This window comes from Paucibacter sp. B51 (genome assembly GCF_027863535.1).
Classification (GTDB): domain Bacteria; phylum Pseudomonadota; class Gammaproteobacteria; order Burkholderiales; family Burkholderiaceae_C; genus Paucibacter_A; species Paucibacter_A aquatilis.
In genome coordinates, this window is record NZ_JAPIVN010000001.1 from 3,264,350 (window position 1) to 3,290,453 (window position 26,104).

Below are 26,104 nucleotides of genomic sequence, written 5' to 3' on the forward strand. Positions count from 1 at the left end.
GTCTTTGGCCTCTGCGGGTGTGCAGGGCTCAGCCGCTGAGGTTTTCGTCGGCCTGGGTGCCAATCTCGGGGATCTGGCGGCCACGCTGAACGCCGCACTGGCGGAGTTGGCGGCCTTGCCGCAGACGCAGTTGCTGGCCGTGTCCAGCGCCTACCGCAGCGCGCCGGTGGAGGCGGGCGGGCCGGATTTCCTCAATGCCGTGGCTCGGCTGCAGACCGGGCTGGCGCCCTTGGAATTGCTGGATGCGCTGCAGGCCATCGAGCTGCGTCATGGCCGCGAGCGGCCTTTCGTCAATGCGCCGCGCACCTTGGATCTGGATGTGCTCAGCCATGGCAGCCAGAGCCTGGATCTGCCGCGCCTGCGCTTGCCGCACCCGCGCCTGCATCAGCGAGCGTTTGTCCTGCGGCCCTTGATCGAGCTGGCGCCCGAGCTGCGCCTGCCGGGCCTGCAGCGCTTGGATTCGTATCTGGCGGGCGTTCAGGGTCAGGTCATCGAATGTCTGGGTCCGATCCTGAGCGACCGGAAAGGCGTCACATGCTGAGCAGTCTTGCGGGTTGGCAGACCCTGGGTCTGCTGCTGCTGTCGAATCTCTTCATGACGGTGGCCTGGTACGGCCACCTCAAGAACATGGCGTCCAAGCCCTGGTGGATCGCGGCGTTGTTGAGCTGGGGCATTGCCCTGTTCGAGTACCTGTTGCAGGTGCCGGCCAACCGCATCGGCTACGGCGCCGGCTTCAGCCTGGCCCAGCTCAAGATCACGCAGGAGGTGATCACCTTGGCGGTCTTCGTGCCGTTTTCGGTGATCTACATGGGTCAGCCCTTCAAGACCGATTTCATCTGGGCCGGTCTGTGCTTGATGGGCGCGGTTTATTTCATCTTCCGCGGCCCCTGATCGGGCCGGTTTGATGGGCGCTCAGCGGCTGCTGCCGCTGCTGCTTGGGTCCTGGCTGATTTCCTGCGCCGCCTCGACCTGGGTTTCGAAATAGCGCTGGGCGCTGAAGGCGATGGTGGTCATCAGCGAAATGCCGCCAAGGAACACGCAAGCCACCACCCCGATGACTGCACCCCAGCCGCTGGGTCGGCTGGCCCGGCCGCCGTTGTGCTGGGCATCCCATTTCTCGTCCGAGCTCAGGCCATAGACGATGCCGCAAATCATGGCATTGACCAGCATCAGGCCCAGCAAGGGCATCAGCACCCAGCTCAGGCGGTCGTCCTGGCCCAGCAACTCCATGCGTTGCAGGCCGTAGAGGCCCAGCAAGGTCGGCCAGGGGTGCAACCAGGCCAGGCGATCGCCGAAGCCGTAGAGGTAGAAGCGGTGCAGGCCCAGGCTGCCCAGCACCAGGGCCAGCCAGGTGGCCACGGTCTTGGATTTGTGCGCGCCGCTCGGGCTTGCGTCGGTCGGCCTCAAATCGCTCATTCTGGGCTCCCGCTGTCGCCCAGGCCGAGCTGGCGTTGCATCAGGATGACGTCCAGCCAGCGGCCGAACTTCCAGCCCGCGCTCTTCAGCACTCCGGTGTCCTGAAAGCCCAGCGCCCGGTGCAGGCCGATGGAGCCCTGGTTCTCGGCATCGCCGATCACGGCCAACATCTGGCGCGCACCCAGCGCCTCGCAGCGAGCGATCAGCTCGGCCAGCAGCAAGCGGCCGATGCCTTGGCCCTGGCTGTCCGGGTGCAGGTAGATCGAGTCCTCCAGGCAGAAGCGGTAGGCCATGCGCGGGCGGAAATAGTTGGCGTAGGCATAGCCCAGGATCTGGCCTTCGCGCTCGGCCACCAACCAGGGCAGGCCGCGGCTCAGCACCTCGGCGCGGCGGCGGCTCATTTCGGCTGTGTCGGGGATCTCGGTCTCAAACGTGCCGGTGCCGTGCGCCACGGCATGGGCGTAAATGGCCTGAATGGCGGGGATGTCGGCGTCGCTGCTGGGGCGCAGCAGGGTCGCGCTGGCGGGATTCGTGTTTTTTTCTGTGCTCATATCTCTGTTGATCCTTGGCGCCGAGTTTATAATGCTGGGTTTTGGCCTTGGTCGAACTGGTTTGCTGGCGTGTGCGCCTGGGTGATGTTCATCACCGCAGGGCGTTCGCGAAGGCAGTTGGTGCGGCGTATCTACAGGGCCAGTCACGGCAGAAGGTGTTCAGCAGCAAAGCTGGCAGCGCATTGTGCAGTGCATTCCTCCGGGGTGCGCTCAAGGTGCGAGGCAAGGCTGGTGTTTGATGTAGCCCGAGGCCACCCCGATCTACTCGCCCTGAGTGTCTCCTGGTGCGATGGATGCAATAGATTCATAGGAAACATCATGGTTGTTATTCGTCTGGCTCGCGGCGGCTCCAAGAAGCGCCCCTTCTACAACATCGTCGTGGCCAACAGCCGCCAGCGTCGTGACGGCCGCTTCATCGAGAAGGTCGGCTTCTACAACCCGGTCGCTTCGGGTGCTGCTGAGTCCCTGCGCGTTGCGCTGGACCGCGTCAGCTACTGGACCGGCGTGGGCGCCCAGCTGTCGCCCACCGTCGAGCGTCTGGTGACCGAAGCCAAGAAGGCCGCGGTCTAAATGTCGAGAACACCCGCCTCCGATTCGCGCGCTCCCGCCAGCACCGGCTCCGAAGAGCTGGCCTGGCCTGAGGACGCGGTGGAAGTCGGGTGCATTCTGGACGCCTGGGGTGTCAAAGGCTGGTTCAAGGTGCAAGCCTATTCCAGCGATGCCCAGGCTCTGTTCTCCTCGCGGCGCTGGTTCCTCCGCGCGCCCGAGGGCAACGCGCCGGCGGTGGTCAAGGTCAACAAACCTTTGCCCCGTCTGCTCAAGATTCTTTCGATCCGCGAACATGGCGAGGGCCTGGTGGCCAACGCCCAGGACTGCGCGGATCGCAATGCGGCCGAAGCCTTGCGCGGCGCCCGCATCTTCATCTCCCGCTCAGCCTTCCCGGCGGCGGACCCGGATGAGTACTACTGGGTCGACCTGATCGGCCTGTCGGTGGTCAATCGCCAGGGCGAAACCCTGGGCGAGGTGCTCGGCCTGATCGATGCCGGCCCGCACAGCGTGCTGCGCATTGCACCGCCCGGCCTGAGCGCGCCGATCAAGCCGGATCAAGAGCGCCTGCTTCCCTTCGTTTCCGCCTACGTGGACGATGTCGATCTGGAGCAGCGCATCATCACCGTGGACTGGGGTCTGGACTACTGAGCCCAGGCGGCGCGCTTTGATGCTTCAGCCGCCTGCTTTGTGCCTCGGTTTTCCTCCCGGCCACCGTCTTTCTTTGCGCACCCTTCCTCATGCGCTTTGACATCCTGACCCTGTTCCCCGAGCTCTTTGGCCCGCATATGAGCCAGGGGGTGACGCGGCGCGCCTTCGAGAGCCGCCAGGTCGATGTCCATCTCTGGCAGCTGCGTGATTTCGCGAGCGACAACTACCGCCGAGTCGACGATCGTCCTTTTGGCGGTGGCCCAGGCATGGTGATGCTGGCGGAGCCGCTCGAACGTGCGCTGGCCGCGGCCAAGGCGGCGCGGGCGGAGGCGCTGGCGGATGGTGCGGCCGACACGCCGCCTGCCATCATTCATTTCAGCCCCACCGGCCGGCGCATGGATCAGGCCCTGGTGCAAGAGCTGGCGCGTGGGCCCGGCGCCGTGCTGCTGTGCGGTCGCTACGAAGGCATGGATCAGCGTTTTCTCGATCGCCATGTCACGCTGGAAATCAGCCTTGGCGATTTCGTGCTTTCGGGTGGTGAGTTGCCAGCCTTGGCCTTGCTCGACGCTGTCGCGCGCCTGCAGGACGGTGTGCTGGGCGATGCCCAGTCGCATGTGCAGGACAGTTTTTCCGATGGCCTGCTCGATTGCCCGCACTACAGCCGCCCCGAGGTCCTGAGCGGCCTGCCGGGCCAGACCGAAGACCTGCCGGTGCCGGCGGTGCTGATGTCCGGCCACCATGCCCAGATCGCGCGCTGGCGCCGCGAGCGCTCGCTCGAGCTGACCCAGCGCCGCCGCCCTGATTTGATCCTGGCCGCGCGTGCTGCAGGCCGTCTGAGCAAGGCGGACGAGCGCTTTCTGGCTCAGCTGCCTGCAGAAGGACGCTGAGCCGCGGCTTCGGGGAGGGCGTCGGCGTGGACCGGTGGCGCCATGGCGGCTGTCCTCTTGAGCGGTTCAAGCCGGCTGGTCCTTGGTGAATCGGCCCTGAGCGGGCTATAATGGCGGGCTGTCCGATCCTCTGGCGGGTCGAACGGGGGTAGAGCTGCTTGCCTTGGCCAGCAGCAACACTCTCACACAGCCGTGAAGCCCAGGTTGCAAGACCTGTTTTCATCGGCGCTATTTCAGCAGTCTTGGTGCGTCGAGTGACGTGTCCGAGCATCGTCGCCGCCACGATCATTTGGAGAACCTCATGGACTTGATCCAAACCCTTGAGCAAGAAGAAATTGCTCGCCTGAACAAGAACTTTCCGTCGTTCGCCCCTGGCGACACCGTGATCGTCAGCGTCAACGTCGTTGAAGGCACCCGCAAGCGCGTGCAGGCATTCGAAGGCGTCGTGATTGCCAAGCGCAACCGCGGCCTGAATTCCGGCTTCATCGTGCGCAAGATCTCCAACGGTGAGGGCGTGGAGCGTACGTTCCAGCTGTACAGCCCGCTGATCGCTTCGATCGAAGTGAAGCGTCGCGGTGATGTGCGCCGTGCCAAGCTGTACTACCTGCGTGATCGTTCGGGCAAGTCGGCTCGTATCAAGGAAAAGTTGGGCTGATCTGGCGCTTGCCAGGTTTCCCTGCGAGAAAGCCGCCTTCGGGCGGCTTTTTTTATGCCCCATCGGCTCAGCCACGAGCGAGCTGTACCCCGGGGCGGGGTGCTGCCAAAGCTATGCTTGCCCACCATGAGCCGACCTCCGATTCTTGACCCCCGCGCCGTGCCAGTCAGCGGCGTGGATGCCCACCTGCCGCCGGTCGATCCCTTGCGCCTTCAGGCCGAAGCCTTGCGCCAGCGCTTTGCCTCATCGCCGACGTGGCAGCCGGAGCATGCCGGAGATGGGGGCGCCCCGGGTTTCGCCGAGCGCAGCCCAGCGGCGGCGGCCGTGCTTCTGCCTCTGGTCGAGCGCCCGGACGGTTTGCAGTTGCTGTTGACGCGGCGCACCGACCATCTGCGCCACCACGCCGGCCAGATCAGCCTGCCGGGCGGCAAGACCGAACCCGACGATGCCGGTCCGGTGGCCACCGCCCTGCGCGAAGCCGAGGAGGAGATCGGGCTGCTCAGCGCTCACATCGAGGTGCTGGGCAGTTTGCCGATCTACACCACGGTCACTTCTTTTCAGGTGACGCCCGTGGTGGCCCTGGTGCAGCCCGGTTTTGATCTGCGTCTGGACCCCGGCGAAGTGGCCGAGGTGTTCGAGGTGCCGCTGCAGTTTCTGATGACGCCGGCGCACCATCGCCGGCATGTGTTCGTCTACGCCGGCGGGCAGCGCCAGTTCTTGTCCATGCCCTGGGGCGGGCATGCCGGCGAGCGCGATGACTTCATCTGGGGCGCCACCGCCGCGATCTTGCGCAACTTCTACCGCTTCCTCTCAGCCTGAGCGGTGGCGCCCGCTATCATCCCGGCCCATGAACTTCTTCGCGGTCCTCCTGGCATTGCTGTGTGAACAGCTCAAACCTCTCCGCCACGGCAATGGCATCCATCAAAGCGTGATCGCCTGGGTGCGCTGGACCGGTCGCAACTTCGATGCCGGCGACGAGCACCACGCCACCGTGGTCTGGTCCATCACCGCCCTGGGGCCGGCCCTGCTGACCACGGCAATCTACCTGGCCGTGCACCATTTCAGCGTCATCCTGGCGCTGGCCCTCGATGTGGTGGTGCTTTACCTGACCCTGGGCTTCCGCCAGTTCAGCCATTACTTCACCGACATCCGCGACGCTCTCGAGCGCGGCGATGACAACGAGGCCCGGCGCCTGCTGTCCGAATGGCGCCATCTGGACGCCAGTGAATTGCCGCGCACCGAGCTGGTCCGCCATGCCATCGAGCACTCGCTGCTGGCCGCGCATCGCCATGTGTTTGGCGTGTTCTTCTGGTTCGTCGTGCTGTCCACGGTCGGGCTGGGCCCGGCCGGCGCGGTGCTGTACCGCATGGCCGAATTCGCCAGCCGCTACTGGGCCTTCAAGAGCCGCACGCTGGATGCGCCGACCAATGAGCGCCTGATGTTGCTCTCGCGCCGCCTGTTCGGCTGGATCGATTATCTGCCGGCCCGCTTCACCGCCACCGGCTTCACCATTGTCGGCAATTTCGAAGAGGCGGTGAATGGCTGGCGCCGCGACGCCGGGCTGTGGCTGCATCCCAACGAAGGCATCATCCTGGCCTCGGCCGCCGGCGCGCTGGGCTTGCAGCTGGGCGGCGTGGCGGCACCTGGCGTGACGCCCGATCGCAGCAAGACTTTCGAAGCCGGCGTGGATGCCGACGCCACCCGCGCCGAGGGCAGCACGCCCGGGCAGCCGGCCCAGCTGGGCCATCTGCAAAGCGTGGTCGGCCTGATCTGGCGCTCGGTGGTCTTGTGGATGCTGCTGCTGGCCTTGCTGACCCTGGCCAATTTGGTCGGCTGACAGGCGCCTGCCGCAGTTCTAGCGCGGGTTTGGCCGGTGTTTCAGGCTTGATTTCGGCGATTGCCTTGTCGGCACGGCGAGATGATTGGGCAAGACCTCCGCTCACGCATTAAAGTGGAAGTATTCAAGTTGCGTGAAGGATTGGTCGAAATCCAATCCATGTACTGGTCGGCCAGTGGCTTTGCGGCGTGATGCCGCCTCCGCTGACAGTGGGCCAGCCCTGCAAAGTCTCTCTCGCGGAGGTTTGCCATGATCAACACAGTCACCAGCCAAAACGAAGTCGCCAGCGCTTCCATCGTTGCGCCCGCTCGTTTCAGTGCCAACACCAGCAGCAGCGCCGAGCTGCAATCACGCAAGGCCTTGCCCACCAAGCAAGCACCTCTGCCGGCTGAACCCGAATCGGCCGTGGTGGAAATCTCTAGCGAGGGCGCCCGTCGAGCCCAAGCGGCACCTGCGCAAGCGGCACCGATTCAGGCCACGGCTGTACCGGTTGCCCAGGTGCGCCCCGAGCCGCTGCCTGGCCCCCTGCCGCCAAGCAACTCGGGTGCCGACCCAACCGGCAGGAAGCCGCGCGTGGTGGAGGCCTCACCGGATCGCAGCGAAACCCCAATCAGCCTGCCCCCCGATACGCCGGCACCGGCTGCTCAGCTGGCAACATCGGCCACGGGCAACAGTGCGGCCGCAGTGCAGAGCAGCGGTGTCGCACCGACTGATCAAGGTCTGAGCAGCGCTCAGTTCGAAGATGCCGATACCAACCAGGACGGCACCATCGATGTGATGGAGCGCAAGATTTACGATTTCGCTTACCCGACCCTGGACGGCAAGGCCGCCAGCACGGCCGAGAGCAGCAGCGAGGCCAGCCGGCGTCAAAACCTCGCCGAGTTGCGCGCCTACGAGGCGGTGGCCCGCAGCGGGCGCAACGTCTGAAGCTGTTGCCCCCATGAAAAAGGCCCGCAGCTGCGGGCCTTTGCTTTTTGAGGGGCGCTCTGACTTATGCGGTCGCCTGGATGCCGGCAATCGCCCATTCGCGACTTTCGTCCAGCGGGCGCACCAGATGCCAGACTTCATCGAAGTTCTCGGCCGCGGCCTCGCTTTGCTCGCGGATCAGGCCCCAGAAACGCACGCTGACGATTTGCTGGCCGTTTTCCTGGGTGCGTTCGATCACACGGGCGTCCAGCTGCAGCACATCGGTGCGTTGGGTCGCGCCCTTGCGGTCCAGCAGCTCTTGCTGCACGGCGCCGTACATCTCGGGCGTGGTGAAGCGGCGCAGATCGGCCTGGTCACCGGCATCGTTGGCCGCTTGCAGACGGATGAACACGCGTTTGGCGATTTGCTCGAAGGCGGCGTCTTCAGCGCTCGGGCCGGCCGCGACCGGCGCCGCACTGGCGGCTACGGGCTGCGCTGGCTGGAAGGCCTGCGGCTGCAGCGCCGGGGCGGGCTGGGCCGGTTGTGCGGCTGGGGAGTAAGCCGGGTAAGACGCCGGGCCGGCCGAGGCGTATTGCAGGCCGCCAGCCTGGGCGTTCTTGTTGCCGGCGAAGCGGCGCATCAGGAAGGTGATCAGGAGCAGCGCAGCGCCGCCAATCAGCACCATGGTCATGATGTTGGCCAGGGCGCCGCCGAAGCCGAAGTGGCTGGCCAGGGCGGCGATGCCCAGGCCGGCGGCCAGGCCGGCAATCGGGCCCATCCAGCTGCGCTTGGGCGCCGCGGCAGCAGCAGCCGGCTGCGCGGCAGGGGCGGCCGGCGTGGCTTGCTGGGGTGAGGGCGTGGCCTGCTGGCCTTGGGCCGGCGCGCCGGGGGCGCTCTTGGCCGCATCATGGTTTTGCTGGGGCACGGCCCGTTTCATGCCCGCCGATCCCCCGCCACCGAGGCGCTTGGCCTCGGCGTCGAAGGAGGCCAGGCTCAGAACCGAGACGGCGCTCAGGGCAATCAGGGCAGACAACACAGCACGTTTCACAAAAACTCCTTGAAGGTCAGACGTGACCAGAGTGGCAGATGGGGGAGGCGCGGGGGATTTCAAGACTCACGAACGTCGGCCAGCACGGTGTTGCCGAAACCTGCGGAGGCCAGGAAGCGCAGCACCTTGCCCGCCGCTTCGGCCGGGCTCATCAGCTGGCCGCCGCTCTTGAAATCGGCAAAGACCTGGCGGTTTGGAAACTTGGCCGGGTCGGCGCTGCGCAGCTGCAGCTGCATCTCGGTGTCGATGATGCCGGGCGCCAGCGAGACGATGGCGGCGCCCTGGCCGGCGGGCTTGGCGGCTTCGTCCAGGGCCATGGCGCGCGAAAGGTTGTCCATGCCGGCCTTGGCGGCGCAGTAGGGCGCACTGCCGGCCATGGCGCGGCGGCCCAGGCCGGAGGAGATGTTGAGGATGCGCCGCTTGGACCCCAGCTCGGCCGTGCCGTTCAGGAAGGCGCTGCTCAGCAGCAGACAGGACTCCAGGCCCACACGCAAGGCCATGGACAGCTCGGCCAGTGGCACGCCGTCTACCGGGCCGGGCGTGCTGACCACGCCGGCGTTGTTGATCAAGGTGGCGCGGCGGAATCGGCTCAGGTCTTGTTGCGCCAGCCAGGCTGCCAGGCGCTCGGCGGCCGCCAGGGGCTCGGCCAGATCGGCCTGCCATTGCTCCAGCGCCAGGCTGCGTGTGTCGGCTTCGCGCTGCAAGGCTTCGCTGCGGCCGCGCGAGATGCCGATCACCTGATGCTCGGGTGCCAGCAGTTGCTGAGCGATGGCTTCGCCCATGCCGCGCGAGGCGCCGGTGATGATGAAAAGTTCGTGAGTGGCACTCATGGGTTCTCCTGCGCAAATCGAGGGTCAGGGCTGGCGTTCCAACACCAGCAGCAGGTTGTTGGCCGGCATGCCGATGCGCTCGCGCAGTCGCAGGCCGGCATCTTGCGCGCAGGCCAGCACCTGGTCCAGCTGACGCAGGCCCCAGGCTGGATTGCGGCTGCGCAGCTCGGCGTCAAAGGCCAGGTTGCTGGGCGCCGTCGGCTCGCCCGGCACGACAAAAGGGCCGTAAACCGTCAGCAGACCGGTCTTGGCCAGATGCCGGGACGCGCCCTGAAACAGACCTTTGGCGCTGGAGCTGGGGGCGATGTGCAACATGTTCGCGCAGTGGATGAGGTCCAGCAGCAGATGCTCGGCCGGCAGGCCCCAGTCGGGGTTCTGCACATCGAGGGCCAGGGCCGCCGGCCCTTGCGGCCACCAGGCGGCGATGGAGGCGCGGGCCTCGGGCGAGGGGTCGGAGGCCAGCCAATGCCAGCCGGGCAGGCCGGCGGCGAAGTGGGCGATGTGCTGGCCACTGCCGCTGGCGATCTCCAGCGCCCGGCCGCGGGGCGGCAGCAGGGCTTGCAAGGCCTCCAGGATGGGTTGTTTGTTGCGCTCGGCGGCCGGCGAGTGCCGGGCGCCAGGTGATTCGGGCAAGGCTGAGGACATCAAAACTCCGGCGGGCAATCGAAGGACCAGCCGTGTTCCGGCAGTCTCAGGTGGCAGGCGTGCAGCAGCAGGCGAGGTGCGGGGTGCTCGGGTGCGTACAAGGCATCGCCCACGATGGGGTGGCCCAGGGCCAGCATGTGCATTCGCAACTGGTGGGTGCGGCCGGTGATGGGCTCCAGCTCGACGCGGGTGCAAGCCTGGCCCTCGTGCAGCTCATGGCCGAGCACGCGGTAGCGGGTCTGCGAAGGCTTGCCTTGTTCGAAGCAGACCTTCTGGCGCGGGCGGTTCGGCCAGTCGGTGATCAGGGGCAGGTCGATCAGCTGCCAGTCCGCTCCCGCCGCCAGACTGCCGCGCACGACCGCGATATAACGCTTGTGCACGCGGCGCTCGGCAAAGTCCTGGCTCAGGCTGCGCTGCCACTCGGGGCCTCGTGCCAGCAGCAGCAGGCCGGAGGTGGCCATGTCCAGGCGGTGGACGATCAGGGCCTCGGGAAAGCGGGCTTGGGCGCGGTGGATGGCGCAGTCTTGCTTGTCCTCGCCGCGGCCGGGCACGGACAGCAGGCCGCTGGGCTTGTTCAGCAGCAGGATCTCCTCGCGCTCAGCCAGCAGGTTCAGGGCGGGCAGGGGCGCCACGTTCAGAACTGGTCCACCCAGCCCGACTGCAGGGCCGATTGCGGGTTGGAACCGGCCGCGCGCACGGCGGCCAGGGCTGCCTCGCGCGGCAGGCCTAGGCTTTTCAGCACACAGGCGGCCACGGTGCCGGTGCGGCCGATGCCGGCGGCGCAGTGCAGCAGCACCTGCTCGCCCAGGACCAGGCTGTGGGCGATCTGCTCCACGCCTTGGCGGAAGGCCAGCGGGTCGGCACCGAGGCCGAAGTCGCGCATGGGCAGGTGCTGCCAGCGGAAGGGCAGCCGGCCCTCGGCGATCGCCTTGTGATAGCCGGGCGAGAGCTGGGCCACCTCTTCGAGCGGGTTCAGGCAGACCACCAGATGCAGCTGGCGCAATCGCGCTTCGTCGAGGAAGGCGGGCCAGGATTCGAGGCGGCCGGGCATGGATTGCAGCCACAGGCGACCCGAGGAATGTGGATCCAGCGCAGGCAGGGAAACGGGGCGAAACGGCATGTTGTCAGGGCTTCAGGGAAGGCGGGCGGGCTCGGCGCTCAGCCAGGGGCCATCGAGGATATCGCGGGTTTCTTGCACGGCGATGGTCCAGAGCCGATCCATCACCTCGGGCGACTGCTGGTAGTGGCCGCCGTAGCAGCCATCGCCGAGGTAGGCGCGCTTGGCGACCGGGTCCATCAAGGCCATGCGGGCGTAATCGACCAGGGGCTTGGGTGCATCGGGCAGGGCGACGCCGGGCAGGCGGGTCAGGCCCTCGAAATTCTCCGTCCAACTGGCGTGCGAGGCCTGCGGGTCCTGCTCGCGCACAAAAGCCATGGTGCGCGGTGCCGCCCACCAGTTGTGCCATTTGAGCTGGATGCCCGGCAGCTCGGCGCCCAAGGCCTGCAAGAGCGCGGAGGCGCCGTTGTTACCGCCATGGCCGTTGACGATGACGATGCGGCGAAAACCATGCTGGTGCAGCGAGCCGATCAGGTCGCGCAAGACCTGCAGCAAGGTCTCCAGACGCAAGCTCATGGTGCCAGGGTAGGCCATGTAAGTGGGTGTGACGCCGTAGGCCTGGGCCGGAAAAACGGGGACCCCCAGCGGCTCGGCTGCAGCCGCCGCCACCTCTTCGGCCAGGATGGCATCCACGGCCAGGGACAGAAACGCGTGCTGCTCGACGCTGCCCAGGGGCAGCACGGCGCGGTCGTCCTGGCGCAGGTAGCGTTCGACCATGGACCAGTTGCAGTCTTTGATGCGCATGAGCTGAGAAGAAGGGGGTGGACAGGCTTTGAAGGGCGGGGCGAAAGGCGTCGCGATTGTGCCCTGCAAGCGGCTTCTCATGCAGCCAAGCTGCCATGATGGCGGCCGCCTTGTTTTGCATGGCGAACACATTCTTTTCATGCCCTGTCCCCAATGAGTCCAGCTTCCGCCGCGCCCGCCATCCGCCACCCCCGCTGGGTGCTGCTGGCCATCTGCGCCCTGTCCCTGATGAGCACGGTGGGCATGGCCTTGCCCTATCCCATCCTGGCGCCGATTTTTGTCGGCGGGCCGGTCGATGATTTCACCCATTTCGCCGGCCTGGACCCGCGCCTGCTGATGGGGCTGGCGCTTGCGGCCAACCCGCTCGGCATCCTGATCGGCAATCTCTTCATCGGCCCGCTGTCCGATCGCCATGGCCGGCGCCGTGTGCTGGCCGTGACCATCACCGCGACTTTGCTCAGCTACGGGCTCACGGCCTTTGCCCTCGGCCAGCGCTGGTACCTGCTGTTTGTGTTGGCGCGTTTCATCACCGGTTTGACCGAAGGCAATGTGGCGGTGGCGCGCGCCCTGCTGGCTGATATGCATGAGCAGATCGACCGCACCCAGGCTTTTGCCTGGCTCAATGCCTGCCTCTACATGGGCTGGCTGCTGGGCCCCCTGGTCGGTGGCCTGACCCTGCCGCTGGGCGAGAGCGTGCCGTTCTTGCTGGCCGGCCTGGCCATGCTGCCCTGCCTGCTGGTGTTGACGCTGTGGGTGCCCGATTGGCGGCCTGCTTCAGCGGCCGGTAGTGCCCCTCAGCCGGGCTTCTCGGGTTTCTGGCGCCAGTTGCGTGAGCAGCAGGTGTTGGGGCTGCTGAGGGCCGACCCGGTGCTGGCGGCCTTGTTTGCGCTGCAGCTGATGTACTGCCTGGGCGTCAATGCGCTGTACGAATTCGCGCCGCTGTGGATGCTGGAGAACATGGGCCTGGGCAGCGCCGGCATCGCCTGGGTGACGGCGGCGCAATGCGCGGCCATGACCACGGCCAGTGTGGTGGCCGGCCGCCTGCCGGCCAGCCGCCGGCCGCTGCGGCGGGCGGCCTTGCTGGCGTTGTGCGCGGCTCTGGGCCTGAGCAGCCTGGTGCTGCTGCCCGGGCCGCTGGGCCTGGCGGCCATCGTCGGCCTGGGCTTGCCGCTGGCGCTTTACAACGCGGTGCTGCCGGCCTGGATGTCCGAGCGTTTTGCCGGCCATGGCCAGGGCCGGGTGATGGGCCTGCTGTCCACGGTGTTCTGCCTGTCGAATGTCTTGATGGCGCTGATCGGCGGTGGCCTGGCCCTGCTGTCCACACGCTGGATCATGGGCCTGGGCGGTGTCTGCTGCGTGGCCGCGTCCTTGCTGCTGCTGCGCCTGGCGCGGCGCGAAGCAGCCCGGCCTGAGCCGGTTCAGGACACGATGTAGGCGCCGGCGCCGCAGCTGATCAATCGGTCCTGCGCGTCGAAGAACTCCATGCGGGTGGAGGCCACGCGGCTGCCCAGGCGCAGCACCTGGGCGGTGGCGCGAAAGGCGGGCCCGTTGCCCGGGCGCAGGTAGTCGATGCGCAGGTCGATGGTGCCCAGCTTGCCGAAGCGCTGCAGGCGGGCCTCGGCGCTTTCGTCGAGGTGCCGCGCGCCGATGGCCGCCATCACCGCCAGGCCGCCCATGGCATCGAGCGTGGCACTGATGACGCCGCCGTGCAGGCGCTGGTGCGTGAAATGGCCGATCAGCTCGGGCCGCATCTGCAGGCGGGCGCTGGCGGCATCGGCGGCCAGCGATTCGATCTGCAGGCCCAGCACCTGGTTGAAGCAGATCTGGCGCTCGAACATCTCGCACAGGCGCTCGGTGAACTCCGTGTCGAAGATGCTGTTCACAGGGGCGTGGTTCATGGGAGGCATGTCGCAGGAGAGAAGAAGAGAGCAGCCGGCTCAGACCACCAGCAGTTTGTGGATCAGATCGGGCGTGGAGGCGGCGCCGTATTTCTTCATCAGCCGGGCCCGGTAGACGTCCACCGTGCGCGGGCTGATGGTCAGGCGGCGGCCGATCAGCTTGCTGGTCAGGCCCTCGATCAGCAGGGCGGCGATTTCGCGCTCGCGCGGGGTCAGCTCGGCCTTGAGGCGGCGGTGCGGCGAGAGGTCGACAAAGCTCCAGATGCCTTCCGCATGCGGATCGCTGGGCTTGAGCGCGCGGCCCGAGACATGGCACCAGAACAGCTGGCCGTTGCCGAGGCGGCGCATCAGGCGGTCGTCGGCATAGCAGCCCTGGGCATCGAGGCTGGCGATGATGCGCTCGCCGGTGCGTTCGAACTCGACCACGCTGGGGTAGAGGATCTCCAGGCTCTGGCCGACCAGGTCTTCGCGCCGCGCCTGGAACATGGCCAGCAGTTGCTGGTTGCAGTCCTGGATCAGGCGCTGCGCCGACAGCACCAGGCCCATGGGCGCGAGGTCGAAGGCGGTGCGGTAGTCGAGCGGCATGGGCAGTCGGCAGGCAAGCGATGGCGGGGCGCAATTGTGGGGCGCGATTGTGGCTCAGGCGGATCGCTTCAGGGCGCTGCGCAGCGTTCAGGGCGGGCTGACCGGCGGCATGTAGACGATTTTGAGCGAGGGATCCAGGCCGCTGCTGTCCATGAAGGCCAGGGCATTGGGTGTGTTCAACAACCAGGCGCGCAGCGCTGCGCTCTGCCCGAACTCGCGCGGCGCGCGGCCACGGCCGCTGAAGGTCATGCGTGACCAGATGGCCTTGACCTGGGCCGCATCCTTCTCAAGCACCCGGTTGTAGAACTCGTGCTTGAGCTCACCGCTCTGGCTGCCCAGCACCGGCCGGCCGCCGCCGGGCAGCTCCAGCGTTTCACCCAGGAACAAGGCCGCCACCTGCTGCTGGCTCAGCAGCTTGACCGAACTCTGGGCCGACATCACCAGCACCGGCTGGGGCGGGCTGTAGTTCCTGATGATCTGCTCGATGCGACCGCTGGCCTGCAGCCGCTCCAGTCCGGCCAGCAGCATGGCGGCATCAAGCCGGCCGTTGCGCGGCACGGCGCAGCGGAACTCGGTGCGCGTGATGGGAAGCCGCCAGTTGGCGAACTGGTGGCCGGGGGTGTTGCGCATATGCCATTCGATCTCACGCGTGTCGGACACGATGTAGGGCGAGCGGATCAGCTTGAGCTTTTGCAGATTGCGATCGACGGCAAAGGTGTCGTCCCGGCGCAGCCGCCCATCATTGAAGCGCTCCTCCAGCCCGGGGTAGACAAAGCCCAGCACCGTACCGATGGTCTGGCCACGGTGCAGCTGATCGAGTGCTGTGATGGGCACAGCCGATTCATGACCGGCCAGCACCGTGGCCAGTTCGAACAGCGGCGGACCCCAGTGGTAAGCCTCGGGGTTGCGCACCCAGTCGCGGCTCAGGTGGCAGCGCAGATCCACATCACCGGCCAGCACCGCCGCATCGACCCGGGTGCGCGGCAGTACCTGGGTTTGCACCGTCAGACCCAGTTGCTCGGCCAGGGTTTGGACGATGTCGTGGTTGATGCCTGCCACCAGTGCCCCATCGCGGTAAAAGGCATAGGGCGCCGACCACGACTGCACGGCCGAGACTCGGAGTGCTTTGCCGGCCTCCGATCTGGCGGGCGCCGAAGCCAGCGTTTGAAGCGGCGCCTGAACCGACGGCTGGGCCAGGGCCGGTGTCGCCAGCATCGCCGAGGCCGCCAGCAGCAAAGCTGGCAGGCAGGCGCGCCCGGCCCGGCCCGGCACCGGGCGGAGCCGCAGGCTGTCGCAGGTGCAGGGGCGGGCGCGTGCGTTCATGGGTGCTTCACCTCAGAACACAAAATCCAGATTCAGGCTGAGCACGCGCAACTGGCCGTCCCAGCTTGGGCCGCGGTAGCTGCCGATGGGCGGAGGCGCCGGGTAGCTCACGCTGCCGGTCTGGCCCAGGCGGATCTCCTGGGTGTTCTTCAGCCATTCGTAGTGGAGCTTGAGTGCCAGGTTCTCTGCAAAGTCCCAGCGCAGGCCGGCCTGCCAGCTGCGCCGTCCGTTGGCGCTTTGCAGGAAGCGATCAAACGCAGCGTTGGCCGCCTGCGCGGCCGGCGGCGCTCCGGCAGCGCTTTGAAATCCCAGCGCTGCCTCGACGAAGCGGGTCTGGCCAATGCCTAGGAAAGGCGTGAAGGCGCCCATGCGGCGAGACAGCTGGGCATACCAAGCATTGGCGTCGGCCACCAGGATGGAGTCGGAGCGGCGCCGCATCCATTCGCCACTCAGGGTCCAGGCGCCTTGCTCCAGATTGAACCCCCCGGTATCGATGACTGCGCGTACCTGAGCCGGCGCTCGTGCACTCAGGACACTGGCGCAGTTGGCGCAGCCTGTGGCGCCCGAGGCCAGCACTTGCAACTGGGCCAAGGTGGCGGGCAGCTGGGCGTCGATCTGATACTCCGAGCGCCCCAGGCGCAAGCTCCAGTTCCCTTGGCGCCATTGGGCTGCCAGGGCCGTGATGGCGCGAGCCTTGATGCGTCCGGTGGTCAGGTCCACTTTGGCGCGGCCGTGGACCGCGTCCAGGCTCAGCTCGCCCGGGCCCAAGGTGTGGCGCCAGATGGCGCCCAGGCCATCAACCTTGGTGATGGGGTTGAGGTGGTAGAGCGAGCTGTAGGGCCGCACATTGGTCAGGGCGTAGGCCACATTGCGTGTCTCAGACAACATGAACACCGGCAGCGCCAGGCGACCGGCCCGCAGGCTCAGCGGGGTCGAGGTCTCCCAGCCGAGGTAGAGCCATTCGGTGCGGGGCCGGAAACGCAGCACGATATCGTCCTTGGCCAGCACCTGCCACACCAGGCGCAGCGGCCCATTGGGGTTGAGGGTGAGCTGCCCGGAGAGCTGGCTGTCGCCGTCGAAGCGCCAGTCGCGCAGCGAGGCATTGGCATTGCGCGCATCGGGCCGCATGCTGGCCACGGCGTCGTTGGAGCGGTAGGCGCCCAGAGTGCCGAAACCATCGAGCTTGACCCATTCGGCCAGCTCGCCGGCGGCCGGTGCGGCGCCGATTTCCGCGTTCGGCATAGGCTCCGGTTCGGCACGCACAGCCATGGCGCCCGCGGCCAGCAGCAGGGCCGACAGCACCGATGGTCGCCAGCCGTGGCGTGCCGCGTCCTTCATAGCAGGGCGTAGGTGGTGGTGGCCTGGGCGGCCAGGCGTTCATCGGGGTTGAGGATGTCGATGCTGCCAAAAGCCAGGCTCTTGCCCCGTCGCAGCACCGTGGCGCGAATCAGGCAGAAGGGCCCCGAGACCGGACGCAAAAAGCTGGTTTGCAACTGCACGGTGGTCATGGGTTTGAATTCACCCAGCTCGGTCATCATGGCCAGCACCATGGCCGTATCGGCCGCGGCCATGGCCACCTGGCCGCACATCACGCCGCCGACATGGACAAACGCGGGCTTGACCGGCAGGCGCAGGCTCACTTCACCGGGGCTGCAGCTCAGCACCTCCAGACCCATGTCGACGATCCAGGGCGCGAAGATGCGGGGCAGGGCGGCTTGCAGGTCCGAGGCCTGGAGGCCGGACGCTGGCGGAGGGGTGTGGGTGCTCATGGCTGGTTCTCAAGGCATGTAGACAATGCGCAGGCTCGCATCCACCAGGGCCAGGGGCAAAAAACCCACGGCTTCCGCGTGACGCTGCAGGAAGAGCTTGGTGGTTTCGGCCGAACTCAATTCTGCGGGGGCTTTACGGCGACCTCCGAACTGTTGCGCCGCCCAGGAGGCTCGAAACTGGGCGGGCTCTCGCTTGAGTATCGACGCAAAAAATTGTTGACGCTCGGGGCCGTTGCTCATCACCGGCAGAGCCGGCAGATCGTCTTGCAGACTGTGGCGCAAGCCCAGGAACAGCTCGGCCAGTGCGTTGCGACTGACTTGCCGCAGACGGCTGCGTACGGACACCACCACCGCCAACGCGGGTGCGCTGCGCGCGGTGACGATGGCTTCGATGCGGCCGCTGCTGAGCAGTTGCTCCATACCCGCCAGCATGTGCTTGACCTCGTAGCGGCCACGCGGCGAAAACCAGCAGCGGTAGGCCCGTGTGCCCAGCAGCAGGCGCCAGGACGCCAGCCCTGCCGGTCCTTCGCTGCCGCTCTGGCTGGTGAACCAGCTCAGTGTCTGTCGGCTGCCAACGGCATACGGGTGGCGATCCAGGGCGAGCTTGCGCAGCATGCGCTCCTCGTCCAGTGCGTCGTCGCGCTTGAGGTGGCCCTGCGCAACCAGGGTGTCGAGCACGGGGTATGCCTGGGCTTGCAAGGCGCCGATGGCGCTGCCGAGAGGCACTTGTTCCAGCGAGTCCACCGCCGCTGCGTCGGGGTGGGCTGCCAACAGGTCCTGAACATCGAACAGACCCGGGCTTTGCGGCAGCGGCTCCGGTCGAGGGGCCTGCAAGGGGCTGAGATTGCAGGCCATGTCGGCCTCGCCGTTCAGCAAGGCCGTTTCGATGCGCAGCCGTGGCAGGGCCTGCCATTCGAAGCGTGCATGAAGCAGTGCCGCCAAAGCCTGGCCAATCTCGACATCGATGCCGGCGCTGACCTGCTGCTCTCGCCAGATCACAAAGGGCGGGCTGTTGGCCCGGGAGACCGCGACCCGCAGGGCCGGCGGCTCCTCTGCGCAGCGGGCGGGCAGGGGCAGGCCACTGCACAGGACCAAGGCCGAGCACAGGGCCCGCCCTCCCGCGAGCCATTTGCCCGGCCTGCGGGACCTGCGGCGCTCGGTGTCTTGAGTGAGGCGCATGCTCGCGGCCGGTTCAGAACACAAAATCTGCGCTGACCGTCAGCAGGTTCAAGCGCCCATCCCAGGGGGCGCTGTTGGGCAGCAGGCGGATCTCGCCATCGCGCGGCGTGCTGCGGTCGCGCGTGGCGGTCCAGCGCTCGAGCTGCAGCTTGAGGGCCAGCTTCTCAAAGCAATCCCAGCGCAGGCCCAGCAGTTCGATGCGGCGGTCCCAGGGGCGCTGCAGGCTGCGGTCCAGGTCGGCCAGGCTTTGCGCGCTCGCTTCGGGGCTGCCGGGTGCTGCTTGCAAGCCCAGCGGCGCTTCGGTGTGGGCGGAACGACCGACCGCGGCATAAGGCGTCCAGCGCCCGAAACGGCGCGACAGCAGGGCGTACCAGGCCTGGACCTTGGCGTTAAAGACCGAGTTGCCGCCGCGCTGCATGGCCTCGGCGGTCAGCGTCCAGTCTTCATGCTCCCAGACCAGGGCGAGGTTGATCACATGGCCTTGGACGCCCCGGGTGCGCGCGCGTTGCGGCAGGACCTCGCTGCAATTGAGGCGGAGCTGCGGCGAGTTGCTCAGCGTCTGCAACTGCGCCTCCAGGCCGGGAGAGATCAAGTCAAAGCGAAATGCGGCCCCGCCCAGGCGCAAGGCCAGGCCTTCGCGCTGCCAGCGCAGGGCGCTGGCCAGCAGGGCCTGGGTGTCCACCCGTCCGCGCGGCACGGTCAGGCTGTTGCGCCCGGCGCCCAGGTCCCAGCTCAGGGTGCCACCCAAGGCCGCGCCGGTCCAGCTGGCGTTGATGCCGTCGACCGGCTCGCTGCTGTTCAGGCCGTACACGGATGACATGGGGCGAACGGGGGTGTGGGCAAAACCCACCCGGCTGCTCTCCGAGCTCAGAAAGATCGGCAGCGGCTGGCGCCCGATGCGCAAGGACCAATCCGGCGCGAATTGCCAGCCCAGATAGGCCCATTCGGTGTTCGGTCGGTAGCCGCGGGACAGTTCGTCCCGAGCTTGCACCTGCCAGACCCATTCCACCGTGTCGCTGCTGGACCATCGCAGTTGCAGGCCCAGCACGGTGTCGCCATCGGCGCGCCATTGCCCCGCTTGCGAGGCCAGCCGCACCCGCTCGCCGGGCCGGGCCGCCACTACGGCATCGTCATTGCGGTAGGCCGACAGGGTGCCGAAGCCTTCCAGCTGCAGGCCCTGCGCGCCGGGAGCGCCCTCAGCGAGCGCAGGGCTGGACAGGTTGCCTAGCAGGCACCCGAGCCCCATCAGCCGCGCGACCCAGGTGGGTCGAGGCTTTTGCCATCCCTTCATGCGGTTCTCCTGGAGTGAGCGCGTGTGCGCATTCCGACCGTCGAGTGTTAGGCGATTCTACGTAATGGAGTAAGTAGTAAGCTGCGAATCTTCCGGTGGATTGATGGAGAAGCATCGATGAACAAGGTTTTTGCGAGCGCGGCTGAGGCGCTGTCCGGCCTGGTCCGAGACGGCCAGCTGCTGGCCGTGGGCGGCTTCGGCCTCTGCGGCATCCCCGAGGCTTTGATTGCCGCGCTGCGCGACAGCGCCGTCAAGGACTTGACGGTCATTTCCAACAACGCCGGCGTCGACGGCTTCGGCCTCGGCCAGCTGCTGGAAACGCGCCAGATCAAGAAGATGATCTCCAGCTATGTGGGCGAGAACAAGGAGTTCGAGCGCCAGTACCTGGCCGGCGAGCTGCAGCTGGAGTTCACCCCGCAAGGCACGCTGGCCGAGAAGCTGCGCGCTGGTGGCGCCGGCATCCCGGCCTTCTACACCCGCACCGGCGTGGGCACCATCGTGGCCGAAGGCAAGGAGTTGCGCGAGTTCGACGGCCAGACCTATGTGCTGGAGCACGCGCTGCTGCCCGATGTGGCCCTGGTCAAGGCCTGGAAGGCCGACAAGAGCGGCAATCTGGTCTTCCGCCGCACGGCGCGCAACTTCAACCCGGCCGTGGCCATGGCCGGCAAGGTGACCGTGGTCGAGGTGGAGCAGCTGGTCGAGGTCGGCGAGATCGACCCTGATGCGGTGCACCTGCCCGGCATCTACGTCCAGCGCATCGTGGTCAATGCCACGCCCGAAAAGCGCATTGAGAAACGCACACTGACTGTGAAGGAAGCCTGATCATGGCCTGGACCCAAGACCAAATGGCCGCCCGCGCGGCCCAGGAATTGCAAGACGGTTTCTACGTCAACCTCGGCATCGGCATCCCCACCCTGGTGGCCAATTTCGTGCCCAAGGACATCGAAGTCTGGCTGCAGAGCGAGAACGGCATGCTGGGCATTGGCCCCTTCCCGACCGAGGACGAGGTCGACGCCGACCTGATCAACGCCGGCAAGCAGACCGTCACCACCATCCCCGGCTCCAGCATCTTCGGCAGCCATGAGAGCTTCGCCATGATCCGCGGCGGCAAGATCAATCTGTCCATCCTCGGCGCCATGCAGGTCAGCGAGAAGGGCGATCTGGCCAACTGGATGATTCCGGGCAAGATGGTCAAGGGCATGGGCGGCGCCATGGACCTGGTGGCCGGCGTCAAGCGCGTGATCGTGCTGATGGAGCATGTGGCGCGCAAGAAGGACGGCAGCACCGACCTCAAGATCCTGCCTCAGTGCACCCTGCCGCTGACCGGCTTGGGCGTGGTCAATCGCATCATCACCGACCTGGCCGTCATGGACGTGACGCCCGAGGGCCTCAAGCTCGTCGAGCTGGCCGAAGGCGTGACGCGCGAAGAGGTGCAGAGCAAGACCGGCGTGCCCCTGCTCTGAGCCAGGACTGAGATTCACGGCGCCCGCTCGGGCGTCTAGCCCCGCCGCCATCGTGCATGGTCGCGGGGCTTTTTGTTGGCCTGTGTTTCATGGGGGGCTGGGATCGGCCCCCGCATTAACCAGAATTTCAAGCGGCAGGGTGCTGGCTAGAGTGAGGCCTTCCACGACAACCGGCGTGAGCAGCGCCGCAGCTGTATGGCATCCGCTAGTGCGAGCCGCGAGTCTCAGGAGACTGGCGCCGATGGTGCCGCCGAAGCGCGTCTGCGCTGGCGGGCCGCCCTGTTCTTTCTGAGCATGCTGGCCCTGCTGCTGATTCCGGCGGCCTATTTTTTTCAGGCGCGCTTCGAGCCCTGTGGCAACCCGCTGGAGCCCGGCCCGGCAGCCTGGAGCCGCGACTGGTGGGCCTGTCCGATCGAGCGCAACCGCGCCGAGCGCCGTCATGGCATGGACTTGCTGGCCGAGCTGCGCGCCGTCCACACCCATGCGGACGGGCAGCGCGGCTGGGCCGTCGGCAGCCGTGGCGCCCTGCTGCGCACCGAGGACGGCGGCCGCTCCTGGGATCTGGTGGATCTGCCTGCAGAGCTGAAGTCGTCCATCCTGAACGCCCTGGTGTTCGCGGCCGATGGCTTGCGTGGCTGGGCGGCGGTTGAAGACGGCGAGATCCTGGCCACGCTCGATGGCGGCAAGAACTGGAAGCTGCAGCGGCGTGAAGCGGGCAAGAGCTGGGTGCAGCTGCTGAGCACGGCCGATGGCCTGAAAGTCTGGGCCTTGAGCCGTCAAGGCGAGGTCTATGCTTCGGAGGATGGTGGCCAGAGCTGGGTCTCGCAGGCGGAGGAGCTCTCGCGGCGCATCCTTGGGTTGGCCTTGCAAGCCGGAGGCCAGCGACTGTGGGCCGTCGACGGCAACGGGCAGGCCTGGGAGCGTCCGAGCTTGGGCGAGCCCTGGCGCATGCGCAGCTCGAGCGAGCGCCAGGCCTTTCAAACGCAGGACCCCTTGGGCATTCCGAGCCGCGTCCAGCTTTCCGCCCTGGGTACCAGGGCTTGGGCCTTGAGCCGGTCAGGCTTGTTGCAGTTCACCGAGGATGGCGGCGCGAGCTGGGCCTCACCTGCCCAGCTTCCGGGTCTGGAGATCCTCGCGGTCCACGCTCAAGAGGATGGCCTGAGTGTCTGGGCGGTGGGCCGGCGTGGGCGCATCGCCCTCAGCCGCGATGGCGGACGCACTTGGGCGCTGCAGGCCAGTGCCAGCAGCGCCGATTTGTACGCTGTGAGTTTTGCACCCGATGGCCTGCGAGGCTGGGCCGTCGGCGAGCAAGGGACGGTGCTGCGTACCGTCGATGGTGGGCAGCACTGGCGCTTGCAGCAATCCAGCCAGCGGCCGATCTGGGGCCAGGTCGCCTTGATGCCCGATGGGCGGCAGGCATTTGTGGCCGGCCAGCCGGGCGCCATCCAGCGCACGGTGGACGGGGGGCGTGTCTGGCAGGTGCAGGCCACGGGCACGCGTGAAGATTTGTACCGCGGTGCATTCTTGAGCGATGGGCTGCGTGGTTGGGTGGTCGGCAGCCGCGGCGCCATTTTGGCGACCCGCGATGGCGGGCAAAGCTGGCAGCCCCAGGCCCGTGGTCAGATCGACAGGGAGCTCGTGGGCGTGTACTTCCTGCCTGACGGACTCAGGGGCTGGGTGGTGGGTCAGAAAGGGCTGATCCGGGCCACGGTCGATGGCGGCCTGACATGGTTGGAGCGCAGCCTGGACGCTGGGAAGCCCCAAGAGCAGACACTGTTCGGCATTCACGCCTCGGCGGACGGGCGGCGTCTGTGCGTGGTGGGCGAGCGCGGCGGCATCTGGCTCAGCGAGGATGGCGGTCAGCGCTGGCGTGTGGCCAACCCAGCGACGCTGCCCAGAGACTTGATGGCGGTGATGGGTTCGCCCGATGGCCAGCGGCTCTGGGCTGTGGGCGAAAAGGGCCAGATGCTGCGCAGCCAGGACGGCGGGCAAACCTGGCAGACCCAGCAGTTGGCTGCCGCCGATGTGGATCTTTACGCCGTCAGCTTTCTGGCCGATGGGCAGCGCGGCTGGGTGGCGGGAGACAAGGGCAGCTTGCTCTACACCCGCGACGGTGGCAGCAGCTGGCAGGCCGCCAAGACCTTGCCGGCCGGTGTCGAGCGCTCGACGCTGGCCAGCGTCAGCTTTCTCGAAGATGGCTTGACGGGTCTGGCAGCCGGCGAGGGCGGGCTCGTCCTCAGCAGCCGTGATGGCGGCCAGAGCTGGGCCCTGGCCAGCAGCGGCCATGCGCAGTGGCCGGTGCCCGGCTTCCTGGCCTTGTTGGCGGGCCTGTTGCTGCTCCTGCTGTCCTTGGTGGGGGTGATGGCCTGGCGCTTTCGGGGCGCGCCACAGAGCTTGCGCGGCCTGCTCAATGCCCGTGCCGAAGCCGACACGCCAATCAGCCGGGGCGACCAGGACAAGCTCAACTTCCGCCCGGTGGTGGATGCGCTGAGCTACTTTCTGCGCCACCAGGCCACGCAAGCGCCCCTGACCGTGGCGCTGACCGCCCCCTGGGGCCGGGGCAAGAGCTCGATGATGCGCATGCTGGAAGACAAGCTGCAGCGCGGCGGCCTGCACACGGTCTGGTTCAATGTCTGGCACCACCAGAAGGAGCCGGTGCTGCTGGCGGCCTTGCTCAATGCCTTGAGTGCGCAGGCGGTGCCGGGCTGGTTGACGGTGAGCGGCTGGGCGTTCCGCAGCAAGCTGGTCTGGTTGCGCTTTGCCCGCCAGCCTTTTCTGGGCTTGGGGCCGCTGCTGATCTGGTTCTTCATGACGCTTTTCGTGCCCCTGTACCTGTTGGTGGGCACGCTGATGTATGGCTTCTCGGGGGTGGCGCTTTCTCAGGGCAGCCCGGCTTTCGCCTCGCTCGCCGACGGCCTGCTGGCGCTGGCCGCCCTGGTGACCGGCAACCCGGCCAGCGAGGCCTTGATGGCCGGCGAGTGGAGCAAGTTCCTGCGCGAGACCGTGGGCGCCCTGGGTAGCCAGCCGGCCAAGATCGTGCCCCTGCTGCTGACGCTGTGGGGGCTGCTCTCGGTCTTTTTTCTGTTCAGTCATTTCGCGCGCGCCTTTCCGGCGCGGCCAGGGGCGCTGCTGAGCAGCCTGGGGCCTCGCTTTTCGATTGCCGCGGCGGAGGAACAGACTGGCTTTCGCCAGCGCTTTCGCGACCATTTTCTCGACGTGGCCCAGGCCCTGCGGCCGGGTACGCTGACCGTGTTCATCGACGACCTGGACCGCTGCGAGCCGGCCAAGGCGGCCGAGATGCTGGAAGCGGTGAACTACCTCAGCGATGCCGGCCCCTGTTTCATCGTCCTGGGCATGGCCATGGAGGTGGTGGAGGCCCAGCTGGGTGAAACCTACAAGGACCTGGCCCAGCGCAAGCATGATTTCGATCTCGCGCGCCAGGCGCAAGAGGGTGCGCGGACCCATGCCAGCGTTGGCCCCTTGGATGATCAAGCCCTGGCCTCTGAGGCCCCGGCGCCGCCCAAGGCTGCGCCCAGCAGCCAGCAGGTGCAGCTGAGCTATGCCCGCAAGTATCTGGAAAAGCTGGTGCAGATCTATGTGCCCGTGCCTTCGCCCAGCGAGGAGGGCCTGGCGCAACTGCTGGCCGAGGGCGGCCCCTCGCTGCCGCAGCGCGCCGCCGTGGCCCGGGCACTGGCGCTGGAGCAAAGCCTGGCCCAGTTCAATCGGCGTTTCTGGGGCGTGTTTCGCTTCGCCTTCGTCTTGCTGGCCTTGCTGTGGCTCGCATCGGAGGGCCAGCAGTGGAATGCTCAGCGCGATCAGGCCCGCCGCGATGACGAGATGGCGAAGATGCAAGCCTGGGATCAGACCCTGCTGCAGCGCCAGGCGGCCGTGGCCGAGGCGCGCCGCTATGCCCATTGGCTCTCGCTTCAGCGCATGCCGGTGTCGTCGTCGGTGGCAGCGCCGGCTCCCAGGCCGGCGGCCTCGACAGCTCTGGACTCCGGTGCGCTTCGGCGCGCGCCCAGCGTCCCTCCCGCCCCGCCGCCCGACGAGGCCTACCTTCGTGCCCAGCAGGCCCGCCAGGTGCTGCAGCAGGAACAGGCCTGGCAGCGCTCGCAGGAGGCTCAAGCCTGGCTGGACAAGCTCAGCCAGCAGCGCCGCGACGAGGCCTACCAGGACATGGAGCGCAGCGTGCAAGCCCTGGATGACAGCCTGGCCGGCTTGGCCGAGGGGCTGCAGGCTTTCCGGGCGGCGGAGCAGGGCCCTGTGCGCCGCCTGGATCCAGATGCCGCCGAGCGCCCGGGCGACAGACCGGCGGCGCCCCGGGCTTCCGAGGCGCAGATGGCCCGTCTGGCCGAGACTCGGCCCACGCCAGCCTCGCCCCAGCTGCCCACCGAGGTCTGGGCCATCTACCTGCCCATGATGGTGTTCACCGCCTTGATGCTGGCCGGGATCCTGTTGAGCCGGCAACGCCAGCAGATTCGCGCCAGCGAGGCTTATGAAGATGCGCTGGCTGATTGCCGGCCCCTGCTGCAAAAGCTGGAGTCGCTGCGGGCGCCGCGCGAGATCAAGCGCTTCATGAACCTGAGCCGCTATCTGGCCTTGCGCGTCAATGCCCGCAGCTATGCGCGCCTGCCCTCCGGGCTGGCCTGGTGGCCAGGTTTGCGGCAGCGGATGGAAGCGCTGCTGCCCGAGCCGCCTGAGTGGCAGGAGCAGGAGGTGGTGGCCCTGGCCGCCCTGCATCTGGCCCGGGCCGAGTTGGCGCC

Annotated in this window: 27 protein-coding genes and 1 pseudogene; 13 read left to right on the forward strand and 15 right to left on the reverse strand. The window is 67.4% G+C overall.

What is annotated here, in order from left to right; all coding sequences use genetic code 11:
- Positions 1 to 19: 19 nt before the first annotated feature.
- A complete protein-coding gene (gene folK, locus OOB33_RS14015; protein WP_442953045.1) occupies positions 20 to 541 on the forward strand; it encodes a 2-amino-4-hydroxy-6-hydroxymethyldihydropteridine diphosphokinase in 522 nt (173 codons plus the stop codon).
- Positions 535 to 891: a DMT family protein gene (locus OOB33_RS14020; RefSeq protein ID WP_171826038.1), complete on the forward strand. Its 357-nt coding sequence runs from the start codon at positions 535 to 537 to the stop codon at positions 889 to 891. The genes folK and OOB33_RS14020 overlap by 7 nt, the downstream gene beginning before the upstream one ends.
- A gap of 21 nt (positions 892 to 912) precedes the next feature.
- Here OOB33_RS14020 and OOB33_RS14025 read toward each other — a convergent pair whose 3' ends face one another.
- Positions 913 to 1,416 (reverse strand): TM2 domain-containing protein, encoded by a 504-nt coding sequence (locus OOB33_RS14025; protein ID WP_271009126.1) that lies wholly within the window; start codon positions 1,414 to 1,416, stop codon positions 913 to 915.
- Complete coding sequence (locus OOB33_RS14030; protein WP_271009127.1) at positions 1,413 to 1,967, reverse strand: GNAT family N-acetyltransferase; 555 nt, start codon at positions 1,965 to 1,967, stop codon at positions 1,413 to 1,415. Before OOB33_RS14030 ends, OOB33_RS14025 begins: the two co-directional genes overlap by 4 nt.
- A gap of 318 nt (positions 1,968 to 2,285) precedes the next feature.
- Between OOB33_RS14030 and rpsP the strand changes: the two genes are divergently transcribed.
- The 7 genes from rpsP (at position 2,286) to OOB33_RS14065 (ending at position 7,470) form a co-directional block, all read left to right on the forward strand.
- On the forward strand, positions 2,286 to 2,537 hold the full coding sequence (rpsP, locus tag OOB33_RS14035) for a 30S ribosomal protein S16 (RefSeq protein WP_171826041.1): 252 nt from the start codon (positions 2,286 to 2,288) through the stop codon (positions 2,535 to 2,537).
- Entirely contained in the window at positions 2,538 to 3,164 is a 627-nt protein-coding gene (rimM, locus tag OOB33_RS14040; protein ID WP_102770068.1) for a ribosome maturation factor RimM, read from the forward strand.
- Positions 3,165 to 3,253: 89 nt separating this feature from the next.
- The gene (gene trmD / locus OOB33_RS14045; RefSeq protein WP_271009128.1) at positions 3,254 to 4,051 is read left to right on the forward strand and encodes a tRNA (guanosine(37)-N1)-methyltransferase TrmD; all 798 of its coding nucleotides are present in this window, start codon (positions 3,254 to 3,256) and stop codon (positions 4,049 to 4,051) included.
- Between the two features lie 301 nt (positions 4,052 to 4,352).
- Positions 4,353 to 4,706, forward strand: coding sequence for a 50S ribosomal protein L19 (rplS, locus tag OOB33_RS14050; protein WP_102770423.1), 354 nt, complete (start codon positions 4,353 to 4,355; stop codon positions 4,704 to 4,706).
- 126 nt (positions 4,707 to 4,832) lie between these two features.
- Entirely contained in the window at positions 4,833 to 5,525 is a 693-nt protein-coding gene (locus tag OOB33_RS14055; protein ID WP_271009129.1) for a CoA pyrophosphatase, read from the forward strand.
- A gap of 28 nt (positions 5,526 to 5,553) precedes the next feature.
- Entirely contained in the window at positions 5,554 to 6,543 is a 990-nt protein-coding gene (locus OOB33_RS14060; protein WP_102770071.1) for a CobD/CbiB family protein, read from the forward strand.
- Positions 6,544 to 6,792: 249 nt separating this feature from the next.
- Positions 6,793 to 7,470: a hypothetical protein gene (locus OOB33_RS14065; protein ID WP_271009130.1), complete on the forward strand. Its 678-nt coding sequence runs from the start codon at positions 6,793 to 6,795 to the stop codon at positions 7,468 to 7,470.
- A gap of 64 nt (positions 7,471 to 7,534) precedes the next feature.
- Here the strand turns inward: OOB33_RS14065 and OOB33_RS14070 are convergent, their stop codons facing one another.
- The 6 genes from OOB33_RS14070 to OOB33_RS14095 are packed head-to-tail and all read right to left on the reverse strand — an operon-like array spanning position 7,535 to position 11,833.
- On the reverse strand, positions 7,535 to 8,497 hold the full coding sequence (locus OOB33_RS14070) for a Tim44 domain-containing protein (protein WP_271009131.1): 963 nt from the start codon (positions 8,495 to 8,497) through the stop codon (positions 7,535 to 7,537).
- A gap of 59 nt (positions 8,498 to 8,556) precedes the next feature.
- On the reverse strand, positions 8,557 to 9,327 hold the full coding sequence (locus OOB33_RS14075) for an SDR family NAD(P)-dependent oxidoreductase (protein ID WP_271009132.1): 771 nt from the start codon (positions 9,325 to 9,327) through the stop codon (positions 8,557 to 8,559).
- Between the two features lie 24 nt (positions 9,328 to 9,351).
- A complete protein-coding gene (locus OOB33_RS14080; protein ID WP_271009133.1) occupies positions 9,352 to 9,972 on the reverse strand; it encodes a DUF938 domain-containing protein in 621 nt (206 codons plus the stop codon).
- Entirely contained in the window at positions 9,972 to 10,604 is a 633-nt protein-coding gene (locus OOB33_RS14085; RefSeq protein ID WP_442953015.1) for a pseudouridine synthase, read from the reverse strand. Before OOB33_RS14085 ends, OOB33_RS14080 begins: the two co-directional genes overlap by 1 nt.
- Before the next feature lie 2 nt (positions 10,605 to 10,606).
- Positions 10,607 to 11,092 carry a protein-tyrosine phosphatase family protein gene (locus OOB33_RS14090; RefSeq protein ID WP_102770075.1) on the reverse strand — a complete coding sequence of 162 codons (486 nt, stop codon included), beginning with the start codon at positions 11,090 to 11,092 and terminating at the stop codon, positions 10,607 to 10,609.
- Positions 11,093 to 11,104: 12 nt separating this feature from the next.
- Entirely contained in the window at positions 11,105 to 11,833 is a 729-nt protein-coding gene (locus tag OOB33_RS14095) for a creatininase family protein (protein WP_271009134.1), read from the reverse strand.
- A gap of 153 nt (positions 11,834 to 11,986) precedes the next feature.
- Between OOB33_RS14095 and OOB33_RS14100 the strand changes: the two genes are divergently transcribed.
- On the forward strand, positions 11,987 to 13,267 hold the full coding sequence (locus OOB33_RS14100; protein ID WP_271009135.1) for an MFS transporter: 1,281 nt from the start codon (positions 11,987 to 11,989) through the stop codon (positions 13,265 to 13,267).
- Here the strand turns inward: OOB33_RS14100 and OOB33_RS14105 are convergent.
- The 7 genes from OOB33_RS14105 to OOB33_RS14135 all read right to left on the reverse strand — a co-directional run bounded on the left by OOB33_RS14105 (position 13,252) and on the right by OOB33_RS14135 (position 19,878).
- Positions 13,252 to 13,731 carry a thioesterase family protein gene (locus OOB33_RS14105; RefSeq protein WP_223696558.1) on the reverse strand — a complete coding sequence of 160 codons (480 nt, stop codon included), beginning with the start codon at positions 13,729 to 13,731 and terminating at the stop codon, positions 13,252 to 13,254. The genes OOB33_RS14100 and OOB33_RS14105 overlap by 16 nt on opposite strands.
- A 39-nt stretch (positions 13,732 to 13,770) precedes the next feature.
- The gene (locus tag OOB33_RS14110) at positions 13,771 to 14,316 is read right to left on the reverse strand and encodes a PAS and helix-turn-helix domain-containing protein (RefSeq protein WP_271009136.1); all 546 of its coding nucleotides are present in this window, start codon (positions 14,314 to 14,316) and stop codon (positions 13,771 to 13,773) included.
- An 87-nt stretch (positions 14,317 to 14,403) separates the two neighbouring features.
- Positions 14,404 to 15,639, reverse strand: coding sequence for a substrate-binding periplasmic protein (locus OOB33_RS14115; protein ID WP_271009137.1), 1,236 nt, complete (start codon positions 15,637 to 15,639; stop codon positions 14,404 to 14,406).
- Positions 15,640 to 15,651: 12 nt separating this feature from the next.
- Positions 15,652 to 16,977, reverse strand: a complete 1,326-nt coding sequence (locus OOB33_RS14120; RefSeq protein WP_133155327.1) for a hypothetical protein — start codon at positions 16,975 to 16,977, stop codon at positions 15,652 to 15,654.
- Positions 16,974 to 17,408: a PaaI family thioesterase gene (locus tag OOB33_RS14125; RefSeq protein WP_102770082.1), complete on the reverse strand. Its 435-nt coding sequence runs from the start codon at positions 17,406 to 17,408 to the stop codon at positions 16,974 to 16,976. The genes OOB33_RS14120 and OOB33_RS14125 overlap by 4 nt, the downstream gene beginning before the upstream one ends.
- A 9-nt stretch (positions 17,409 to 17,417) precedes the next feature.
- A complete protein-coding gene (locus tag OOB33_RS14130) occupies positions 17,418 to 18,587 on the reverse strand; it encodes a substrate-binding periplasmic protein (RefSeq protein WP_271009138.1) in 1,170 nt (389 codons plus the stop codon).
- Positions 18,588 to 18,600: 13 nt separating this feature from the next.
- Positions 18,601 to 19,878 (reverse strand): hypothetical protein, encoded by a 1,278-nt coding sequence (locus tag OOB33_RS14135; protein ID WP_271009139.1) that lies wholly within the window; start codon positions 19,876 to 19,878, stop codon positions 18,601 to 18,603.
- A 117-nt stretch (positions 19,879 to 19,995) separates the two neighbouring features.
- Between OOB33_RS14135 and OOB33_RS14140 the strand changes: the two genes are divergently transcribed.
- The 3 genes and pseudogenes from OOB33_RS14140 to OOB33_RS24565 all read left to right on the forward strand — a co-directional run.
- The gene (locus OOB33_RS14140) at positions 19,996 to 20,700 is read left to right on the forward strand and encodes a CoA transferase subunit A (protein WP_102770085.1); all 705 of its coding nucleotides are present in this window, start codon (positions 19,996 to 19,998) and stop codon (positions 20,698 to 20,700) included.
- A 2-nt stretch (positions 20,701 to 20,702) separates the two neighbouring features.
- Entirely contained in the window at positions 20,703 to 21,341 is a 639-nt protein-coding gene (locus OOB33_RS14145) for a CoA transferase subunit B (protein WP_271009140.1), read from the forward strand.
- Between the two features lie 444 nt (positions 21,342 to 21,785).
- Positions 21,786 to 24,734, forward strand: a pseudogene (locus tag OOB33_RS24565) (YCF48-related protein); the annotation flags it as partial.
- Positions 24,735 to 26,104: the final 1,370 nt, after the last annotated feature.

What these genes read in the sequence shown, in the direction of transcription:
- OOB33_RS14095 (WP_271009134.1), bottom strand. Translation starts at nt 11,833, where the DNA reads ATGCGCATCAAAGACTGCAACTGGTCCATGGTCGAACGCTACCTGCGC.
- OOB33_RS14125 (WP_102770082.1), bottom strand. Translation starts at nt 17,408, where the DNA reads ATGAGCACCCACACCCCTCCGCCAGCGTCCGGCCTCCAGGCCTCGGAC.
- OOB33_RS14030 (WP_271009127.1), bottom strand. Translation starts at nt 1,967, where the DNA reads ATGAGCACAGAAAAAAACACGAATCCCGCCAGCGCGACCCTGCTGCGC.
- trmD (WP_271009128.1), top strand. Translation starts at nt 3,254, where the DNA reads ATGCGCTTTGACATCCTGACCCTGTTCCCCGAGCTCTTTGGCCCGCAT.
- rimM (WP_102770068.1), top strand. Translation starts at nt 2,538, where the DNA reads ATGTCGAGAACACCCGCCTCCGATTCGCGCGCTCCCGCCAGCACCGGC.
- OOB33_RS14110 (WP_271009136.1), bottom strand. Translation starts at nt 14,316, where the DNA reads ATGCCGCTCGACTACCGCACCGCCTTCGACCTCGCGCCCATGGGCCTG.
- rpsP (WP_171826041.1), top strand. Translation starts at nt 2,286, where the DNA reads ATGGTTGTTATTCGTCTGGCTCGCGGCGGCTCCAAGAAGCGCCCCTTC.
- OOB33_RS14090 (WP_102770075.1), bottom strand. Translation starts at nt 11,092, where the DNA reads ATGCCGTTTCGCCCCGTTTCCCTGCCTGCGCTGGATCCACATTCCTCG.
- OOB33_RS14075 (WP_271009132.1), bottom strand. Translation starts at nt 9,327, where the DNA reads ATGAGTGCCACTCACGAACTTTTCATCATCACCGGCGCCTCGCGCGGC.
- OOB33_RS14060 (WP_102770071.1), top strand. Translation starts at nt 5,554, where the DNA reads ATGAACTTCTTCGCGGTCCTCCTGGCATTGCTGTGTGAACAGCTCAAA.
- OOB33_RS14130 (WP_271009138.1), bottom strand. Translation starts at nt 18,587, where the DNA reads ATGCGCCTCACTCAAGACACCGAGCGCCGCAGGTCCCGCAGGCCGGGC.
- OOB33_RS14055 (WP_271009129.1), top strand. Translation starts at nt 4,833, where the DNA reads ATGAGCCGACCTCCGATTCTTGACCCCCGCGCCGTGCCAGTCAGCGGC.
- OOB33_RS14145 (WP_271009140.1), top strand. Translation starts at nt 20,703, where the DNA reads ATGGCCTGGACCCAAGACCAAATGGCCGCCCGCGCGGCCCAGGAATTG.
- OOB33_RS14105 (WP_223696558.1), bottom strand. Translation starts at nt 13,731, where the DNA reads ATGAACCACGCCCCTGTGAACAGCATCTTCGACACGGAGTTCACCGAG.
- OOB33_RS14020 (WP_171826038.1), top strand. Translation starts at nt 535, where the DNA reads ATGCTGAGCAGTCTTGCGGGTTGGCAGACCCTGGGTCTGCTGCTGCTG.
- OOB33_RS14115 (WP_271009137.1), bottom strand. Translation starts at nt 15,639, where the DNA reads ATGAACGCACGCGCCCGCCCCTGCACCTGCGACAGCCTGCGGCTCCGC.
- OOB33_RS14065 (WP_271009130.1), top strand. Translation starts at nt 6,793, where the DNA reads ATGATCAACACAGTCACCAGCCAAAACGAAGTCGCCAGCGCTTCCATC.
- OOB33_RS14025 (WP_271009126.1), bottom strand. Translation starts at nt 1,416, where the DNA reads ATGAGCGATTTGAGGCCGACCGACGCAAGCCCGAGCGGCGCGCACAAA.
- OOB33_RS14120 (WP_133155327.1), bottom strand. Translation starts at nt 16,977, where the DNA reads ATGAAGGACGCGGCACGCCACGGCTGGCGACCATCGGTGCTGTCGGCC.
- OOB33_RS14080 (WP_271009133.1), bottom strand. Translation starts at nt 9,972, where the DNA reads ATGTCCTCAGCCTTGCCCGAATCACCTGGCGCCCGGCACTCGCCGGCC.
- OOB33_RS14100 (WP_271009135.1), top strand. Translation starts at nt 11,987, where the DNA reads ATGAGTCCAGCTTCCGCCGCGCCCGCCATCCGCCACCCCCGCTGGGTG.
- OOB33_RS14140 (WP_102770085.1), top strand. Translation starts at nt 19,996, where the DNA reads ATGAACAAGGTTTTTGCGAGCGCGGCTGAGGCGCTGTCCGGCCTGGTC.
- rplS (WP_102770423.1), top strand. Translation starts at nt 4,353, where the DNA reads ATGGACTTGATCCAAACCCTTGAGCAAGAAGAAATTGCTCGCCTGAAC.
- OOB33_RS14135 (WP_271009139.1), bottom strand. Translation starts at nt 19,878, where the DNA reads ATGAAGGGATGGCAAAAGCCTCGACCCACCTGGGTCGCGCGGCTGATG.